Genomic DNA, 17,199 nt, shown 5'->3' on the forward strand with positions numbered 1-17,199 from the left:
CCTGTCGCCACCCAAAGCGGGTGAGTCATCATAGGCTACGGCGACGGCTCTGTCAGCGTTACCGGGCTGATCAGCAATCCAGCGTCGTGTCACGCTCCCATTGGGTCAGGTGCTGGGCATAGGCGTTCCAGTCCGCGTGCCGCAGCTTGAGATAGCTGCCGACGAACTCGGCGCCCAGGCTTTCGCGCAGCACGGTGGAGCCTTCAAGGGCGCGCAGCGCGTCCAGCAAGTTCAGCGGTAGGCGCTTCGCGTCCGTCACCGTATGACCGTCGGTATACATGTTGATGTCGAGGCGCGGCCCTGGATCGCGGCTATTCGCGATGCCGTCCATGCCGGCGGCAAGCAGGCCGGCCTGGAGCAGATAAGGGTTGGCCGCGCCATCCGGCAGGCGCATCTCGAACCGGTTGCCATCCGGGATGCGGATCATATGCGTGCGGTTATCGCCGGAATAGGTGACAGAACTCGGCGACCATGTGGCGCCCGACAGGGTGCGCGGGGCGTTGATGCGCTTGTAGGAATTAACCGTCGGATTGAAGATCGCGCAAAGCGCATCGGCATGCGCAATCATGCCGCCAAGAAAGTTGTAGGCGAGCGCGCTGATTCCCAATTCGCCCGAGGAATCCTCAAACAGATTGGTGTCACCCTTCCAGAGGGAGACATGGCTATGGCAGCCGCTGCCGGTCAGTTGCGGAAAGGGTTTCGGCATGAAGGTCGCGCGCAGACCGTGCTTTTCGGCGATGGAGCGCGCCATGAACTTGAAGAAGACATGCTGGTCGGCTGTCTTCAATCCATCATTGTAGATCCAGTTCATTTCGAACTGCCCGTTCGCATCCTCATGGTCGTTCTGATACGGCTCCCAGCCCAGGCCGAGCATGGCGTCACAGATTTCGGTGATGACGTCATAGCGGCGCATCAAGGCGGAGGCATCGTAGCAGGGTTTTGCCGCCCGGTCGGCGGGGTCGGAAATCATCTCCCCGTCCGGTGTGGTCAGGAAAAATTCGCATTCGACACCGGACTTCATGCCGTAGCCCGCGTCGGAGGCCGTCGCCAGCAGGCGCTTGAGCAGATTGCGCGGCGCCTGGGCCACGCTCTCGCCACGCATATAAAGATCAGAGGCGAGCCAGCCGACTTCCGGCTTCCAGGGCAGCTGGATCAGGCTCTCCGCATCCGGCATGGCGATGAGGTCGGGATCGGCGGGTGTCATGTCGAAATAGGCGGCGAAGCCTGCGAAACCGGCGCCGTTCTTTTGCATGCCGCCGATGGCCGAGGCCGGCACCAGCTTAGCCCGCTGCACGCCCAGCAGATCGGTGAAGGAGATCAGGAAGTATTTGATGCCACGTTCTTTGGCGGCTTCGGAAAGGCTGATGGTGGACGTCATAACAAACCTTTCGATCGGTGCGGAAGCGAGAGGTGGAATACGCTTCGCTTTTCCACCCTACGGCGAGACGCATGTAGGGCGGAAAAGCGAAGCGCATTCCGCCATGGCACGCGAAAGCTAAAACCCGGCTTTGCCCGGATACCAATCGGTACCGGCGAGCGGAATACGCGCCATTGCGGCGGCTTCCAGCGTCAGGGCCACGAGATCTTCCGGCTCGAGATTATGCAGATGGCTCTTGCCACAGGCCCGCGCGATGGCCTGCGCCTCCATCGTCAAAACCGAGAGGTAATTGGCGATACGACGGCCACCGAGCACGGGGTCGAGCCGCGCGGACAGTTCGGGATTCTGCGTGGTGATGCCGGCGGGGTCGCGACCCTCGTGCCAGTCGTCATAGGCGCCGGCCGTGGTGCCGAGCTTCTGGTATTCGGCCTCCAGCGCAGGGTCATTATCCCCGAGCGCGATCAGCGCGGCGGTGCCGATGGCGACCGCATCAGCGCCGAGGGCGAGCGCCTTGGCGACATCGGCGCCGGTACGGATGCCGCCCGAGACGATCAATTGCACCTGACGATGCAGGCCGAGATCCTGCAGAGCCTGAACCGCCGGACGGATGGCGGCGAGGATCGGCAGGCCGACATTTTCGATGAACACGTCCTGCGTCGCGGCGGTGCCGCCCTGCATACCGTCCAGCACCACGACATCCGCGCCGGCCTTCACCGCCAGCGCGACATCGTAATAGGGGCGGCTGGCACCGACCTTCACATAGATCGGCTTTTCCCAGTTCGTGATTTCGCGCAGTTCCTCGATCTTGATTTCGAGATCGTCCGGGCCGGTCCAGTCTGGATGACGGCTCGCCGAACGCTGATCGATGCCGGGCGGCAGATGCCGCATGGCCGCGACCCGCTGGGTGATCTTCTGGCCGAGCAGCATGCCGCCGCCGCCCGGCTTGGCGCCCTGGCCGACAACGATTTCAATGGCATCCGCACGGCGCAGATCGGCCGGGTTCATGCCATAGCGCGACGGCAGATACTGGTAGACGAGGGTCTGAGAATGCCCCCGCTCCTCCTCCGTCATGCCGCCATCGCCCGTTGTCGTGGACGTGCCGACGAGCGTCGCGCCACGCCCCAGCGCTTCCTTGGCCTGGCCCGACAGCGCACCGAAACTCATGCCCGCGATCGTCACGGGGATTTTCAACTCGATCGGCTTTTTCGCGAAACGCGTGCCGAGCACAACGTTGGTATCGCAACGCTCGCGATAGCCTTCGAGCGGATAGCGCGACATGGAAGCGCCCAGAAACAGCAGATCGTCAAAATGCGGAACCCGACGCTTCGAGCCGCCACCGCGAATGTCATAGATACCGGTCGCTGCGGCGCGCTGGATTTCCGAAATGGTGCTCGGGTCGAAGGTTGCTGAATAACGCGGCCGCGTGCGGGGTGGCGGGGGATTGTCCATGCGGCCCTCAGTATGCGTTCGCGTTGTCGACATGGAAATGATAGAGGCGCCGCGCCGAGCCAAACAGGCGAAAGTCCGCAAGGTTGAGATCGGTGATCCCAGCGCGGGCCAGAACCCCTGCCAGAATCGCGCGCTCGGCCTCGCCCATGTCCTTTTCTTCGCAGTCAGAGCCAAGGCTTTTGACTTCGCCACGCACAAATAGCCGGGCTTCATATAGGCTGTCGCCGAGGGCGTCTCCGGCATCGCCGCAGACCACGAGATTGCCTTCCTGCGCCATAAAAGCGCTCATGTGCCCGACCGAGCCGCGCACCACGATATCCACGCCCTTCATGGAAATGCCGCAGCGCGCGCCTGCGTTTCCCTCGATGACCAGCAAACCGCCATGGGCCGTGGCACCGGCCGCCATACTGGCATTGCCGCGCACGCGGACTTCGCCGGACATCATATTCTCGGCAACACCTGGCCCCGCATTACCATTGATGGTGATCTTGGCTTGCGAATTCATGCCCCCGGCGTAATAGCCGACGTGCCCCTCAACCACGACGCTCAGCGGCGCGTCCAGGCCGACGGCGACCGAATGGCGACCGCGCGGATTGGTGATGTGCCAGGCGGTGCGGTTTGTGTCGCGCGGCAAAGCATGCAGCGTGGTGTGCAGCTCCCGCAGCGATATTTCCGCGAGATCCGCCGTTTCGCCGATGGCCGTCATGGTCACGCCGCACGCTCCCAAACATAGACGCGGCTCGGCTCGGGCTCGAAGATATGGGCGCTGTCGATGCCGGGCAGCTTCGTCAGGGCGCGGAACTCAGACCCGAAGGCGACATAGGAGTCGGTCTCGGCCATCACCGCCGGCTTGCAAGCCACGGGATCGCGCAGCACGCCGAACCCCGAAGCGGTGCCGACCACGAAGGTGTAGAAGCCATCGAGATCGGCCATCGCACCGTGCAAAGCCTCCTCCAAGGGCGCACCCTGCGCCATCCGCCAGGATAGGTATCCGGCGGCGACTTCAGAATCATTGGCCGTCTCGAAAGTCTGGCCCTCGCGAACCAGGTTGCGACGGACGTTATTGTGGTTCGACAGCGAGCCATTATGGACCAGGCATTGATCGCGGCCGGTCGAGAAGGGATGCGCGCCGGCGGTGGTGACAGCGGACTCCGTCGCCATGCGGGTATGGCCGATGGCGTGGGTGCCGGACATCCCAGGCAGGCCGAAGCGCGCGCTGACCTCACGCGGGCGGCCGACGCCTTTGTAGAGTTCCATGCGGTCACCGACGCCGACGATCTTCGTGGCGGGCGACTTCTCACGCAGGATGGCGCGGACGGCCGCTTCCTCGGAGGCCGCAACCGTCAGCAAGGCATGATCGTCGCGGATCTCGATCTCAGCGCCGCCACCGATCAGAGCCGGAAGGGTTGCAAAGTCCCCACCACGCAGGGTGAACTTCATGCGGTCCGGCCGCTGATGGCCATAGACCGCGAAGCCCGCGCTGTCGGGGCCGCGATCGGTCAGGATTTCCAGCATTTCGGAGGTCAGCCGGCCGATCTGCGGCTCAAGCTCGGGCGTTTTCAGAAACAGCCCCACAATTCCGCACATGCGACCCTCCCGATGACGTATCCGACGGTTTTAGCGGCGGCGAGACCCAGCGGTCAACTGTGACGCATGAAAAGTTCTTGGGAGGAAAGGGACCGTTCAATCGGCGCGCGGATAGATGATGATCGAAAGATAGGTCATCGGCTTGGTAATCAGCTTCTCAGGCCCATGGAGGGCGGCGGAGTCGAACAGCAACGCATCCCCCGGACGCAGATGATAGCTCTGGTCGCCATGGCGATAGACCACTTCGCCCGTCAGCATATAGATGAATTCGATGCCGGCATGATGGAAGCCAGTATAGGCGGCGGCCTCTTCCTTGAGCGTAATGAGATAGGGCTCCGCGACGATCGGCCCGCCGAGGCCATGGCCGAGCAGATTGTATTGGTGGCCGACCTTGGTTCCGCGCCGTTCGATCACCACGCCCTGCCCGGCGGGCACATAGGAGCAATCCCGCTGCTCATCGAAGCGCGCGAAAAGCTGGCTGATCGGAACATTGAGGGACTGCGCCACGGCATGGACCGTGGAGAGCGACGGCGAAATCTGGCCGTTTTCGATCTTGGATAGCATGCTCGCGGAAATGCCCGCCCCGGAGGCGAGGTCTGCCGCAGACATCTCCGCCCGCCGCCGCAGCGCGCGGATCTGGTCCCCCAAGGCTTGTTCCAGCGTGAATTCGCCGGCCGGCGCCGCGCCTGAACCTGTGGCAAGTTTACCTGATGAGGCGGTGGCGCGGTCGGACGCCATGAAGCAGGCTCTCCTATAAGCGGTGGGTCAATGGCGGCGCCGGAATGCCCAGCTCCTCCCGCAGATGCCCGAATCGATCGGGGTCGAGGTAGCGCCCATCCTCATACAATGCCTTCAGCGCCGCCATGCCCGTTTCGGTAAAGATGGCCCTGCGGCCCAGATCCTCCGGTCGCATGTCCATGATGCCGCGTTCGATCAGGCCGGCCAGAACCGGCGCGATCTTAGGCTGGCCGCGATGCGGACCGGTTGTCCACAGCGTCAGTTTCAGACCCTCCGACAGTTTGGGGAAATGCCCAAAAGCGGCGGCGAGTTCATGACGCAGGAAGCTGCGCTCGGCCGGCGTGAACGGAATGGCGCGTGGCGTCGTCGTCACTTCGCGTAGTCTCGGATCAGTAGGGCGACCAGGCCGGTCCAGCCGGTCTGGTGGGACGCCCCGCAGCCGCGCCCGTTATCGCCGTCGAAATATTCGTAGAACAAGGGCAGATCCTGGAAATGGGGATCGGTCTGTAGCAGGGGATAGGCGCCATGAACGGGACGGTGGCCCGTGTCATTCTTGGTGAACAGGCCGATCAGCCGCGTCGAAAGCTCATGCGCGATCTCCTTCAGGTTGAGCATCGTGGACGAGCCCGTGGGGCAGGCGACCCGAAACTCCCCGCCGTAATAGGCATCGAAGACGCGCAGACTGTCGATGATCAGATAGTTGATCGGCATCCATACGGGCCCGCGCCAGTTGGAATTTCCCCCGAACAGCCCGGAATGCGATTCGGCCGGCCAATAGGGCAAAATGAACTCCTGCCCACCCCAGGCGAAGCGATAGGGCTTTGCCTCATGCTCCTTCGACACGGCGCGCACGCCATGGGGGGAGAGGAATTCCTTTTCGTCCAACATCCGCGTCAGCAGACATTTCATGCGATGACCGCGCAGCATCGAGAGCAGCGACAGATGCCCCATCCCCGGTATTTCCCAATTTGAGACGAGGGCTTCCAAATCCGGGCGATTGGCGAGGAACCATTTGAGCCGCCGCGCGAGGCCGGGAAGCTGCGGCTGGTCAAGCATCTGCATGACCTCGACCGCAAACAAGGGAATGAGACCGACGATGGTGCGCGCGCGGATGGGGATTTCGTCGCCATGCGGCAGTTCGAGCCGATCGTAGAAGAACTCGTCCTCCTCATCCCACAGGCCGCCATGCTTGGCGGCGGCTTCCACGATGTAGAGAAAATGCTCGAAGAACTTCGCCGCCATATCTTCGTAGGCGTTGTCCACGAGCGCGATTTCGATGGAGATGCGCATGAGGTTGAGGGCGTACATGGCCATCCAGGCCGTCGCGTCAGACTGACTGAGTGTGCCGCCCATGGGCAGCGGCGCCGATCGGTCGAACAGGCCGATATTGTCGAGGCCGAGAAAGCCGCCCTGGAAGATATTGCGGCCACCCTCATCCTTGCGGTTCACCCACCAGGTGAAATTGAGGGACAGCTTGTTGCAGATGCGCTTGAGGAACTCGTAATCCGCAACGCCGGTCAAAGCGCGATCCATGTCGAAAACCCGATACGAGGCCCAGGCATGGAGCGGCGGATTGGCATCCCCGAAGGCATATTCATAGGCGGGCATCTGCGCGTTGGGATGCATGAAATGGTCGCGCGTCAGCAGCAGCAACTGATATTTGGCGAAGTCAGGGTCGATCATCGCGAGCGGTAGCGATTGAAAGCCCAGATCCCAGGACGCGTACCAGGGATATTCCCATTTATCGGGCATCGACATGATGTCTTCATTGCGAAGATGCATCCAGTCGATATTGCGCCCGTGCATCCGGCTTTCCGGCGGCGCCGGCTCCGCCGCATCACCGAGCAGCCAAGTGCGAACCTCGTAGTGATAGAGCTGCTTGGACCACAGCATGCCTGCCAAGGCCTGGCGCTGGACAAGGCGCGCATCAGTATCCGTCACGCCATCCTGCACGACGGCGTAGAATTCTTCCGTGTCGGCCAAACGCGCCGCGAAGACGGCATCGAAATCTGCGAAAGCGTCCCCCGTGACATCGGCGGGACGGAAGCGGAGTTTCAGAACAGCCTCGGCGCCCGGCGCGATATCGAGGATATGATGCGCGGCGCATTTGGTACCGCGCTGCTCCGTGCGAATGGCAGCGAGTTTGCCATCGACCACAAAGTCATTGATGCCGTCCTTGAAGGGGCCGGGAGCGTCTTTGCCATAGAAGCGATTGATGTTGGTCTCGTTATCGCAAAATAGCAGTGTCGATGATTGACCGATGTGCAAGCGCATCTCCGGCAGGTCGGGATGCTTTGCCGCGATCTCAGACGATGACAGCGCCTCTAATTGCGGGCGGTCCGTCCGGCCGTTCCAATCCCAGATATTGCGAGCCCAGAGTTGCGGCAGGACGTGCAGCCGCGCGGCTTCCGGGCCACGATTGGCGATCGTCACGCGCATCAGAATGTCGTCCGGCGCCGCCTTCGCATAATCCACGAAAACATCGAAGTAGCGGCCGCCATCGAAAATACCGGTGTCGATCAGCTCATATTCCGGGTCGTCGTAGCCCCGCGCATGGTTTGCCGCCACCAGATGATCGTAGGGATAGGCCGCTTGCGGATATTTATAGAGCATCCGCATGTAGGAATGGGTCGGCGTGCCATCGAGGTAGTAGTAGAGTTCCTTCACGTCCTCGCCGTGATTGCCCTCTTCATTGGCGAGGCCGAACAGCCTCTCCTTCAGGATCGGGTCCTTTTCGTTCCAAAGCGCCAGGGACAGGCACCAGCGCAGGTAGCGGTCCCCAAAGCCGGCCAGGCCGTCCTCCCCCCAGCGATAGGCGCGGCTGCGCGCGTGGTCATGAGGGAGGTAGCCCCAGGAATCGCCATTGGGGCTGTAATCCTCGCGCACCGTGCCCCATTGGCGCTCGCTCACATAGGGTCCCCACTCCCGCCATCCCTGGTCGGTGCGGGCGGCGACCAGCCTTTGGCCCTCAACGGTGTCGAACAATGGCGAAGGCTCGGCTGTCATGGGCTGTCCCCGATAGGCGTCTCGGCGCTTCCCCTATAACCGGCGATGATGGAGCCGGCCACTGGACGGACGACACTTGGAGCGGCAGGGTCCGCGCAATTCGGGACGGAGACGACCAATGAACGACACCGGGATGCCCACCGCCATCTGGCAGGGCCGCGCCACACTCGGCGAAGGGCCGCTATGGTCCGCGCGGCGGCAGCGGCTGTTCTTCGTGGATATTCGCGGCAACCGCATCATCGCCTGCGGACCGACCGGCGCGGACGCCACGGAATGGGCCATGCCAACAGGCCCGTGCTGGCTGATCGAACACGAAACCGATGACACCTTCCTGGTCGGCTTGCAGCGCGCGATCGTCACCGTTCGCCTGGAACCCGGCCAGCCGGCCGAGATCGGTGCGCCGCTGCCCTGGCCAGACGCGCTGCCAGACGGCATGCGCCTGAACGACGCCAAGGCCACGCCCGATGGCGGGGTCTATTTCGGCACCATGGACAATGACGAGGCGGAGGCGAGCGGCGTCCTGCATCATCTGGCACCGGACGGCGTCATCACCCGCCTCGACTCCGGCTATACCGTGACGAACGGCCCGGCGATCAGCCCGGACGGGCGGACCGTCTATCATACCGATTCGCCGGAGCGGACCATCTATGCCTTCGACCGCGCAGAAGCGGCCGGCCTGTCCGCCAAGCGCGTCCATATCCGCATTCCAGAGACCGACGGCTATCCAGACGGGATGACCTGCGATGCCGAGGGCGGATTGTGGGTTTGCCATTGGGATGGCGGCCGGGTCAGCCGCTTCACGCCGGACGGCCGATTGGACCGGTCGATCGCCCTGCCCGCCTCGCGCGTCACCTCCTGCGTCTTCTTCGGAGATACGCTCGACCGTCTGGCCATCACCACGGCGGCCTTTGAGCGGCCCGACGAGCCGCTGGCCGGCGCCTTGTTCGTGGTCGATCCCGGCACGCGTGGGCTGCCTGCACATCGCCACGGCTTGGCGGCGTAATCCGCCGCGCCTATGAGGAGCGCGCGCGTGCGTTCTACATGAGGTGTTTCGATGGCCGGCTCTTCCCTCGTGCGCCGGGCCATCGTGCTCGGGCTGCTGATCGCGGTCGGCGCCTTCGCGATCGACATGTATATCCCCGGCTTCGCGGCCATCGCGCGTGACCTGAAGACGCAGCCCGGCACAGTCGAGCTGAGCATGACGAGCTTCTTCGTCGCCCTCGCGCTGGGCCAGGTGATCTACGGCCCGATATCGGACGCGGTGGGGCGCAAACCGCCGATCTATGTCGGTTTGGTGATTTTCGTGATCGCCTCCATCGGCGCCGCTTTCGCCCCCAGCATTGGCGTGCTCATCGTCGCCCGCTTCTTCCAGGGCGCGGGCGCCGCCGCTACGGCGGTGATTCCCATGGCGGTGATCCGTGACGAATATACCGGACCCGATGCCGCGCGCCTGCTGTCGCTCGCCATGGTGGCGCTCAGCGTCTCACCAATTCTGGCGCCGGTCTTCGGCGGATTGCTGGTGCAATATACGTCCTGGCGCCTGATCTTCGTGGTGCTGATCCTGATCTGTCTGGCGGTGATGGTCATGGTCTGGCGCCTGCTGCCCGAGACGCTGCCGGTCGGGCAACGCGTCGGCGCGCGACCGTTCCAGATCTTCGCGACCTATGGGCGGCTGCTCAGCAGCCGGGTCTTTATCCTGCCGGTCTTAATCGCGGGTTTCGGGCAGTCCGTGCTGTTCTCCTTCATCGCGGGTTCCCCCTTCGTCTTCGTGACGCTGCACCATGTGCCACCGACGATTTTCGGCATCCTGTTCGCGCTGCATGCGATCACCATCATCGGCATCAGCCAATTCAATGCCCCCATGATGCGCTGGTTTGGCACCCGACGGTTGATCGGCGGCGGCGCCTTCGGCATGGCCGTGGCGGCCGTATTGCTCGCCGTGCTCGTCTTTAGCGGCATGAAGGCGCTGTGGCCCTTCGTCTTGCTGACGCTCACGCTGTTCTTCTGCCTCGGTCTTCTCGCGGCACCCGCTTTTCTGACGGCGATGGAGCCCTTCGGTGCCATCGCCGGCGCGGCGGCCGCCATCGGCGTCGGCCTGGAATTCACGCTGAGTTCCGTCACCACGGCGTTGATGGGATTCACGGCGGATGGCACGGCCAGACCGATGACGGGGTTCATCGCCGTGGTTGCCTGCGCATCCTTCGCGACCTGGGTTGTTTTCGTGAAAACCACATCGCCCCTCAAGCCGATCTCTTGAACCGGCCCGGCTAAGGGCGATCTTCTGGGTCTGGCCAAAGTGCCAGCGCAGCAGGAGAGACACTCATGTCCGACGTTCAAGATCACGAGCAGCGCATTCGCGACATCGCTTATGGGCTTTGGGAGAAGGAAGGGCAGCCTGAGGGCCGGACGGATGAATTCTGGCATCGCGCCGTCGCCATCGCCGAGCAGGAAGACGCCCCCGACCATGAGCCACCGATCACCCCGTCGGAGCCCGACAGCATTGATCAGGACATGGAGCAGAGCTTCCCCGCCAGCGACCCACCGTCGTTCTCGCCGTCTACGGCGGGTGGGAAGGAGTAGGGTTTCCGTCACGCCGGCTGCCGTCGCGGCGGCGCGTTTCCCCCTCATCGTCATCCGCGCAGTTGATGCGCGGATCCATGGGCGCCTCTGACAAGGAAGATGGATCCCCGGATCAAGTCCGGGGATGACGGTGTAGGTGGGATTGACGGTGACGAGGATGATGGGGCGCTCGTATCCCTCACATCGTCGCGTTAAAGCCACCACCATCGAGCAGAACATTCTGGCCGACGATGTAGCCGGAGGACGCCGCGCAGAGAAAAGCGCAGGCCTGGCCGAATTCTTCGGGATCGCCGAAACGACCGGCCGGGTGCTGCTTGGCGCGCACCTCCAACTCCTCCTCCACCGACCGACCGGCCTCCTTCGCGGCACCCGCAGCCGTGGTCTTCAGACGATCGGTCAGGAAGGGCCCCGGCAACAGATTGTTGATCGTCACGTTATGCCGCGCCACCTGCCGCGACAGGCCGCCGACAAAACCGGTCAACCCCGCCCGCGCGCCGTTGCTCATGCCGAGCGTCGGGATGGGCGATCTGACTGACGCTGAGGTGATATTGACGATGCGGCCGAAGCGACGACCGATCATACCGTCCACTACCGCCTTCATCATGGCGATCGGGGCGAGCATATTGGCGTCGAGCGCGCGGATCCAATCCTCACGCTCCCAATCCCGGAAATCGCCGGGCGGCGGCCCGCCCGCGTTGTTGATGAGGATATCGGGCTCGGGACAGGCGGCGAGCGCCGCCGCACGCCCGGCCTCGGTCGCAATATCGCCGGGCGCCTGATGGACGGTCATCCCCGTCTCAGCCGCGATCTCCGCCGCCGTTCGCGTCAGAACGTCCTCGTTGCGGCCCGTGATGGTGACGATGACACCCTCCCGCGCCAGCGCCATGGCACTCGCCCGCCCCAGGCCTTTGCTCGCCGCGCAAACAATGGCCCGCCGTCCCGAAATTCCGAGGTCCATGACGCGTCCTTCTCCTATCGTCCGACAAACGGTATTGCTGAGGGAACAAGGGTAGGGATGGCGCGCCTGTCAACGGCGCCAGGTCCCGCCCAGATGACAGCAGGGGAAGCAGGCCATGGTCACACTCAGCAATGCCACGCTCGGCTCACTACCGACGGCGGTCGCAAAGCCGGGCTATGATCGCACGCGCCTGACGCCGGGCATCGCCCATCTCAGCGTCGGCAACTTCCACCGCGCCCATCAGGCCGTCTACATGGATCACCTGATCGGCATGGGCGGCCATGATGATTGGGCGCTGGTTGGCATCGGATTGATGGACGACCCGCGGGAGCGAGCGAAGGCCGAGGCGTTTCCGCAGCAGGACGGCCTCTATACACTCACCGTCTGCCCGCCATCCGCCCCGCCGGAAGTGGCGGTCATCGGCTCAATTGTCGAATATTTGTTCGCGCCCGCTGATCCGGAAGCCGTGCTCGTCCGCCTTTGCGATCCCGCCATCCGCATCGTGACGATGACGCTGACCGAGGGTGGCTACAATATCGACGACGAAACGCATGCGTTTAAACTCGACGCGCCGGACATCGTGCATGACCTCGCGAACCCGACGACGCCACGCACCGCCTTCGGCTATGTCGCGGAAGCACTGAGCCGCCGTCGCGCCCAGGGCGTCGCGCCCTTCACAATCCTGTCCTGCGACAACCTTCGCCATAACGGCGACGTGGCGAAGACGGCCTATACGAGCTTCGCCCGCGCCCGCGACCCGGAACTCGCGGCCTGGATGGAAGCCGAGATCGACTTCCCCAATAGCATGGTGGACCGGATCACCCCCGGCACGACGGACGCAGACCGTGCCCGCCTGAATGAAGCGAGCGGCATCGACGATGCAATTCCGGTGTTCTGCGAGGACTTCATCCAATGGGTGATGCAGGACAAGTTCCGCTATGGCCGCCCGGCGTTCGAGACGGTCGGGGCGCAGATGACGAATGACGTTTGGGCCTATGAGCAGATCAAGCTGCGGATGCTCAATGCGTCCCACTCTATGCTCGGCTTTCCGGGCGTCATCGCCGGCTATCGCCTGGTGCATGAGACGGTGGCCGATCCGCTGATCCGTGAATTGCTGATGCAGTTCTGGAACAAGGACGTGATCCCGCTGCTGACCGCCCCGCCCGGCATGTCCCTGGAGGCGTATCGCGACAAGCTGCTGGAGCGGTACCTCAATCCCGCAACACGCGACCAGATGATTCGCATCGCGACCGATGGCGCGTCGCGCATCCCGATTTTCGCGGGCGACACCATCCGCACGCTGATCCAGACGAACGGCGACGTGCGACGCGTTGCCTTCCTGCTCGCCGCCTTCGCGCGCTGCCTCGGCGGTGTGGATGACAAGGGCGAGCATTTCGTGACGCCCGAGCCACGGCTGACCGAGGCCGACCGCGCCACGGCGAAAGACCCGGATCCCGCGAAATTCCTGTCCCTGCCCGTCTTCGCCGGCCTGGGGATGGACACCGCGCCCGCCTTCCGCGAGGCCTTCCAGGCGGCCCGCCTCTCGATCGCCGAACGCGGCACGCTGGCGACGCTGAAGGATATTCTGGCGTCCTAAGGCGCTTGTATGGCGGAAAGGCGCAGCGTATTCCGCCAGCCACGTCAAAGCTAAGGGGAGTACAGTGATGAACCCAATGGGCATCCACGCCTTCGTCTGGTCCGCCGGCTCAACGCCGGAGGATCTCAGCCGCGCGCTCGATCATTCATCGGCGCTTGGCTACAGCCTGATCGAATTTCCGCGCCTCGATCCGAAAAAGTTCGATGTGCCAGCCTTCGCGCAGAGCCTGAAGGCCGTGACTATGGGCATTGCCGTCACGATGGGCTTGCAGCCCTCAGCGGATATTTCGAGCGAGGATGCGGCCGTGGTCGCGACCGGCGAACAGGTATTGCGCGAAGCGGTGTCCGTCGCGCGGGATCTGGGTGCGCAAAAACTCGGCGGCATCCTGTTCTCTGCCCACGACAAATACATGACGATGCCGACGGCGCGCGGCCGGCAGAACAGCATCGACACGCTCCGGAAAGTGGCCCGCTATGGCGCTGAGGCCGGCGTGACCATCAACCTCGAAATCGTCAATCGCTTCGAGAGCAATCTCCTTAATACGACGGCACAGGGATTGGCGTTCATCGCCGATATCGGCGAGCCGAACGTCTATTTGCATCTCGACACCTTCCACATGAATATCGAGGAAGCGAACCCGGCCGATGCCATTCGCGCGGCGGGCGACCGGCTGGGCTATTTCCATGTGGGTGAGAGCAACCGTGGTTTTCTCGGCGCCGGCACGATCGATTATGCGCCGATCTTCGATGCGCTGCTCGACAATGGCTATGCCGATACGATCACCTTCGAATCCTTCTCCTCCGCCGTTGTGGATAAAGACCTGTCGATCATCACCGGCATCTGGCGGAACACCTGGGACGATAATGTGGCGCTGGCGCGCCATGCGAAGGCATTCATCCAGGACCAGATGGACAGCGCCGCCCGCCGTCGACGGATTACGCGCACGCCGTGAGGGTGAAGTCGGCCAAGGTTAGTACTCCGTCATCCCCGGACTTGATCCGGGGATCCATGGGCGCCCCTGGATCCACGGGTCAAGCCCGTGGATGACGAAGGCTGGGTGAGTGGCCGCCTAGTCCAATTCGGCGGGTGACGATTTTGTCTAAGCCGACGTGTACGAAATCAGCGTACCTCCATGCCCGTCACTGGCCGTGGCAAATCCGTTCAGCACATAGCTGCCACCGAGCGTGACCGTCGCGCTGTCGGTCGCATTCGCGACGGTCAGCGTGGCGGATGTATCGAACGCCGTAGTGACCAGCTTCTGGACGGTCGCATTGGCGAGATCAACGATATCGATGCTCGCGGTGCCGCCGAGTTTGGTGACCACGTCACCCGCCAGGCCCGCCGCCGTGCCTGCGACGGTGATGAATCGCGCAGACCCCAAACTGAGATTCGTCGCGGCATCCAATGTGACGGTGACATGCGCGTCTGAGGAGTCGAGCGTCGCTGTTCCGCCAGTCGTGATTTCCATTGTGACCGGGCTTGCGGTCGTGCCTTGGACCAATTGCCCGGCCTGCGCCACCGTGACCTTCACGCCCGCGCTGACGGCCGGATCCGTGATCACGGTTCCCCCTGCCGAATCCGCGGATAGCGAGAGGTTCCGCGTCACATAGACGCCCAGTAGGGATACGCTGGTCGTCTGGCCGCCGTTCGTCAGGGTCAGTATGCCGCTTGTCTTGGTCGCCGCTTCCGTAAAGGTGCGTGTTTCGGACACGCTGTATGCGAAGGCACCGAGGTCGATCGATGCACCACCTGCGAGGGTTACGCCACCGCTTATTACGGCACCCGAAACGGCAGACAGCACGCCACCGCTGTTCACGGCCGTGGCGATGGCTGTGCCGCCGGAGGAAACAGTCTCGGTGGCGCCACACTCAAGCGTCACGCCACTCGTGGTGCCTTGGTCCAGGATGACGCCCCCGCTGCTGACGATGCCGCCGCTGGCGAAACCACCTGACAGAACGCTCAGCAGGCCGGCGGCGCTGACGATTGCGGAAACGGCCCTGCCGCCCGTGTAGAGATCGAGCGTGCCGCTCGCCAACACCGTCGTGCCCACGGCGGCGCCCCCTGCCATCACAACTTCCGCGGTGCCGCTCGTGACCGCCGTGCCACGCGCCGTGGCCGCCAAGATGGTCGCGCCCGCCCCCGGCTGGAGCAGCACCACCCCGGTCGAGATCCGATGTCCGCCGGCCGCGACGGTCACCGCGGAGGCAGCGGCCCCGGTGGGTGCGATGAGGGCGCCGCCGCTTTGGATGGTGACGCCACTGACGCTCGCTCCGCTGAAGACCAGCGCCGTGCCGCCGCTGGCAATCGTGGTGCCAACCGCCGTGGTGCCGCTGCTGAGCGTGACCATCGCGCCCATGCTGATGATCGTGCCGGATGCGGTGCCGCCTGCCCGCAACAGCAGGGCGCCGTCACTGACCATGGTGCCCACAGCCTTGCCGCCAAACTGAACCACCAAAGTGCCTGGTGCCGCGGCGGCGCCGCCGCCCAAGACAGTTCCACTGGCAACACCGCCGGCATAGACGAAGCCGATACCGCCGGCGCTGATGGTGGTGCCGGTTGCCGTGGCGTGAGACTCGATGATGGCCTCGCCGCCCGCGCTCAAAACCGTGCCGACCGCCCGTCCGGCTGAATAGACGTAAAGCAGGCCGGCATCGGCCGCCGCACTCGCGACGCCGCCGCCAAAGACCTCTAAACTGCCGCCACTGAGCACGCTGCTGACCGCTGTTCCACCGGACAGCACCTCCTGAGTGCTTCCCGAACTGATGATACTGCCGCTCACGATTTGTCCGGAACTCACGGTCGTTGTTGCGGTCACGCCCCCGCCACTGCGCACTTGAGTCACTGACATGGGGCGTTACCTTATCGACACCGCCTTTTATGCGGGCGAATTCGTTATCAAATTGATACCTTTTTTGACTGTGTCCTCACCCGGCCCGGGTCATCACAACGCGGGTGGCCTGCGGGTTGGCGCCGAATCGACGCCGAAAGGCGCGCGCGAAGGCAGAGGCTGAGCCGAAGCCACAGGCCGTCGCGACGACCGCAACCGTATGCGCCGTCTGTTCCAGCATGCGTTTCGACGCTGACAAACGCAGATCGAGGTAAAACGCATGGGGCGACTGCCCCAGCTGCGTGCGGAACCGCGCTTGCAAGGTGCGCGGCAGAATGCCCGCGCGCGCCGCCAGAGCGGGCACCGTCAGCGGCTCCTCCAGATGGCTTTCCATGGCGCGAATGACGGTGGCGAGCGCCGGATCCGTCACCGCCAGTCGGCCGAGGGAGACGACGGGCTGCGGCGCCGTCGCAGGCATTTGCTGGTCATAGATGAAGACGCTGGCGACGTTGAGCGCGAGCGGCAGGCCGTGCTGGGCGCGGATCATCGCCAGCATCATGTCCAAAGCCGGCGCGGCGCCACCCGCCGTCCATCGCGCGCGATCCATCACGAACCGATCGGCCACCACCGCGATCTTGGGAAATGTTGCGGTGAATTCCTCCAGATCCTCCCAATGCGTCGTGGCGCTGTAACCGTCCAACAGCCCGGCCCGTGCGAGAACCCAGGACCCGGCCTCAACACCCGCAAGGGAAATCCGGCGCCGCGCCACACGGCGCAGAGCCCCGGCGAGCCGCCGATCGATGCTCTGCGCATTGAAGGCCGCGACCACGAAGAGCGCATTCCGCGCCGCATCGGGATCGAACCGGCCGTTCATGGCGACGGTGATGCCCGAACTGCTCGACGGGGCCTCATCAGACCAGGAGAGCAGGCGCCAGCGATACAGCGTTTGCGCTGCCACGCGGTTGGCGGCGCGCAGCGGCTCGATCGTCGCGGCGAGGGACATCATGGAGAACTGGTCGAGCACGAGCACATCAATGACGGCCGGCGGCGTCTCGGCCATGTCTTCTCCTATTTAGTAT

The 17,199-nt window shown here is 63.9% G+C and carries 15 protein-coding genes; 5 read left to right on the forward strand and 10 right to left on the reverse strand.

Annotated features, from left to right (window positions below):
• Nucleotides 1–70 precede the first annotated feature (70 nt).
• The 7 genes from glnT to QP803_RS14010 all read right to left on the reverse strand — a co-directional run bounded on the left by glnT (nucleotide 71) and on the right by QP803_RS14010 (nucleotide 8,158).
• Complete coding sequence (gene glnT / locus QP803_RS13980) at nucleotides 71–1,378, reverse strand: type III glutamate--ammonia ligase (RefSeq protein ID WP_284944078.1); 1,308 nt, start codon at nucleotides 1,376–1,378, stop codon at nucleotides 71–73.
• A 117-nt stretch (nucleotides 1,379–1,495) separates the two neighbouring features.
• Complete coding sequence (locus tag QP803_RS13985; RefSeq protein WP_284944079.1) at nucleotides 1,496–2,827, reverse strand: FMN-binding glutamate synthase family protein; 1,332 nt, start codon at nucleotides 2,825–2,827, stop codon at nucleotides 1,496–1,498.
• A gap of 7 nt (nucleotides 2,828–2,834) precedes the next feature.
• A complete protein-coding gene (locus QP803_RS13990; RefSeq protein ID WP_284947919.1) occupies nucleotides 2,835–3,533 on the reverse strand; it encodes a GltB/FmdC/FwdC-like GXGXG domain-containing protein in 699 nt (232 codons plus the stop codon).
• 2 nt (nucleotides 3,534–3,535) lie between these two features.
• Complete coding sequence (locus tag QP803_RS13995; protein WP_284944080.1) at nucleotides 3,536–4,414, reverse strand: class II glutamine amidotransferase; 879 nt, start codon at nucleotides 4,412–4,414, stop codon at nucleotides 3,536–3,538.
• Between the two features lie 96 nt (nucleotides 4,415–4,510).
• Nucleotides 4,511–5,152, reverse strand: coding sequence for a helix-turn-helix domain-containing protein (locus QP803_RS14000; protein WP_284944081.1), 642 nt, complete (start codon nucleotides 5,150–5,152; stop codon nucleotides 4,511–4,513).
• 13 nt (nucleotides 5,153–5,165) lie between these two features.
• Nucleotides 5,166–5,525, reverse strand: coding sequence for a hypothetical protein (locus tag QP803_RS14005; protein ID WP_284944082.1), 360 nt, complete (start codon nucleotides 5,523–5,525; stop codon nucleotides 5,166–5,168).
• Entirely contained in the window at nucleotides 5,522–8,158 is a 2,637-nt protein-coding gene (locus tag QP803_RS14010) for an MGH1-like glycoside hydrolase domain-containing protein (protein WP_284944083.1), read from the reverse strand. Before QP803_RS14010 ends, QP803_RS14005 begins: the two co-directional genes overlap by 4 nt.
• A 118-nt stretch (nucleotides 8,159–8,276) precedes the next feature.
• On the opposite strand from QP803_RS14010, the gene QP803_RS14015 reads away from it, so the two are divergent.
• The 3 genes from QP803_RS14015 (at nucleotide 8,277) to QP803_RS14025 (ending at nucleotide 10,738) form a co-directional block, all read left to right on the forward strand.
• Nucleotides 8,277–9,161 carry an SMP-30/gluconolactonase/LRE family protein gene (locus QP803_RS14015; RefSeq protein WP_284944084.1) on the forward strand — a complete coding sequence of 295 codons (885 nt, stop codon included), beginning with the start codon at nucleotides 8,277–8,279 and terminating at the stop codon, nucleotides 9,159–9,161.
• Nucleotides 9,162–9,212: 51 nt separating this feature from the next.
• Complete coding sequence (locus QP803_RS14020) at nucleotides 9,213–10,415, forward strand: multidrug effflux MFS transporter (RefSeq protein ID WP_284944085.1); 1,203 nt, start codon at nucleotides 9,213–9,215, stop codon at nucleotides 10,413–10,415.
• 65 nt (nucleotides 10,416–10,480) lie between these two features.
• Nucleotides 10,481–10,738: a DUF2934 domain-containing protein gene (locus tag QP803_RS14025; protein ID WP_284944086.1), complete on the forward strand. Its 258-nt coding sequence runs from the start codon at nucleotides 10,481–10,483 to the stop codon at nucleotides 10,736–10,738.
• 178 nt (nucleotides 10,739–10,916) lie between these two features.
• Here QP803_RS14025 and QP803_RS14030 read toward each other — a convergent pair whose 3' ends face one another.
• Nucleotides 10,917–11,696, reverse strand: a complete 780-nt coding sequence (locus QP803_RS14030) for an SDR family oxidoreductase (RefSeq protein WP_284944087.1) — start codon at nucleotides 11,694–11,696, stop codon at nucleotides 10,917–10,919.
• Between the two features lie 115 nt (nucleotides 11,697–11,811).
• Here QP803_RS14030 and QP803_RS14035 point away from each other — a divergent pair, with 115 nt between their 5' ends.
• Together QP803_RS14035 and QP803_RS14040 are read left to right on the forward strand one after the other, a co-directional pair.
• Nucleotides 11,812–13,293 carry a mannitol dehydrogenase family protein gene (locus QP803_RS14035; protein WP_284944088.1) on the forward strand — a complete coding sequence of 494 codons (1,482 nt, stop codon included), beginning with the start codon at nucleotides 11,812–11,814 and terminating at the stop codon, nucleotides 13,291–13,293.
• A gap of 67 nt (nucleotides 13,294–13,360) precedes the next feature.
• The gene (locus QP803_RS14040) at nucleotides 13,361–14,245 is read left to right on the forward strand and encodes a sugar phosphate isomerase/epimerase family protein (RefSeq protein WP_284944089.1); all 885 of its coding nucleotides are present in this window, start codon (nucleotides 13,361–13,363) and stop codon (nucleotides 14,243–14,245) included.
• Nucleotides 14,246–14,392: 147 nt separating this feature from the next.
• Here the strand turns inward: QP803_RS14040 and QP803_RS14045 are convergent, their stop codons facing one another.
• Nucleotides 14,393–16,141, reverse strand: coding sequence for a hypothetical protein (locus QP803_RS14045; RefSeq protein WP_284944090.1), 1,749 nt, complete (start codon nucleotides 16,139–16,141; stop codon nucleotides 14,393–14,395).
• Nucleotides 16,142–16,217: 76 nt separating this feature from the next.
• Entirely contained in the window at nucleotides 16,218–17,180 is a 963-nt protein-coding gene (locus QP803_RS14050) for a GlxA family transcriptional regulator (protein ID WP_284944091.1), read from the reverse strand.
• Nucleotides 17,181–17,199: the final 19 nt, after the last annotated feature.

The sequence above is a fragment of the Acidisoma sp. PAMC 29798 genome, from assembly GCF_030252425.1.
Taxonomy (GTDB): domain Bacteria; phylum Pseudomonadota; class Alphaproteobacteria; order Acetobacterales; family Acetobacteraceae; genus Acidisoma; species Acidisoma cladoniae.

Excerpts from the sequence above, each read along its gene's own strand:
- glnT (WP_284944078.1), bottom strand. The coding sequence starts at position 1,378 with ATGACGTCCACCATCAGCCTTTCCGAAGCCGCCAAAGAACGTGGCATC.
- QP803_RS13985 (WP_284944079.1), bottom strand. The coding sequence starts at position 2,827 with ATGGACAATCCCCCGCCACCCCGCACGCGGCCGCGTTATTCAGCAACC.
- QP803_RS13990 (WP_284947919.1), bottom strand. The coding sequence starts at position 3,533 with ATGACGGCCATCGGCGAAACGGCGGATCTCGCGGAAATATCGCTGCGG.
- QP803_RS13995 (WP_284944080.1), bottom strand. The coding sequence starts at position 4,414 with ATGTGCGGAATTGTGGGGCTGTTTCTGAAAACGCCCGAGCTTGAGCCG.
- QP803_RS14000 (WP_284944081.1), bottom strand. The coding sequence starts at position 5,152 with ATGGCGTCCGACCGCGCCACCGCCTCATCAGGTAAACTTGCCACAGGT.
- QP803_RS14010 (WP_284944083.1), bottom strand. The coding sequence starts at position 8,158 with ATGACAGCCGAGCCTTCGCCATTGTTCGACACCGTTGAGGGCCAAAGG.
- QP803_RS14015 (WP_284944084.1), top strand. The coding sequence starts at position 8,277 with ATGAACGACACCGGGATGCCCACCGCCATCTGGCAGGGCCGCGCCACA.
- QP803_RS14020 (WP_284944085.1), top strand. The coding sequence starts at position 9,213 with ATGGCCGGCTCTTCCCTCGTGCGCCGGGCCATCGTGCTCGGGCTGCTG.
- QP803_RS14025 (WP_284944086.1), top strand. The coding sequence starts at position 10,481 with ATGTCCGACGTTCAAGATCACGAGCAGCGCATTCGCGACATCGCTTAT.
- QP803_RS14030 (WP_284944087.1), bottom strand. The coding sequence starts at position 11,696 with ATGGACCTCGGAATTTCGGGACGGCGGGCCATTGTTTGCGCGGCGAGC.
- QP803_RS14035 (WP_284944088.1), top strand. The coding sequence starts at position 11,812 with ATGGTCACACTCAGCAATGCCACGCTCGGCTCACTACCGACGGCGGTC.
- QP803_RS14040 (WP_284944089.1), top strand. The coding sequence starts at position 13,361 with ATGAACCCAATGGGCATCCACGCCTTCGTCTGGTCCGCCGGCTCAACG.
- QP803_RS14045 (WP_284944090.1), bottom strand. The coding sequence starts at position 16,141 with ATGTCAGTGACTCAAGTGCGCAGTGGCGGGGGCGTGACCGCAACAACG.
- QP803_RS14050 (WP_284944091.1), bottom strand. The coding sequence starts at position 17,180 with ATGGCCGAGACGCCGCCGGCCGTCATTGATGTGCTCGTGCTCGACCAG.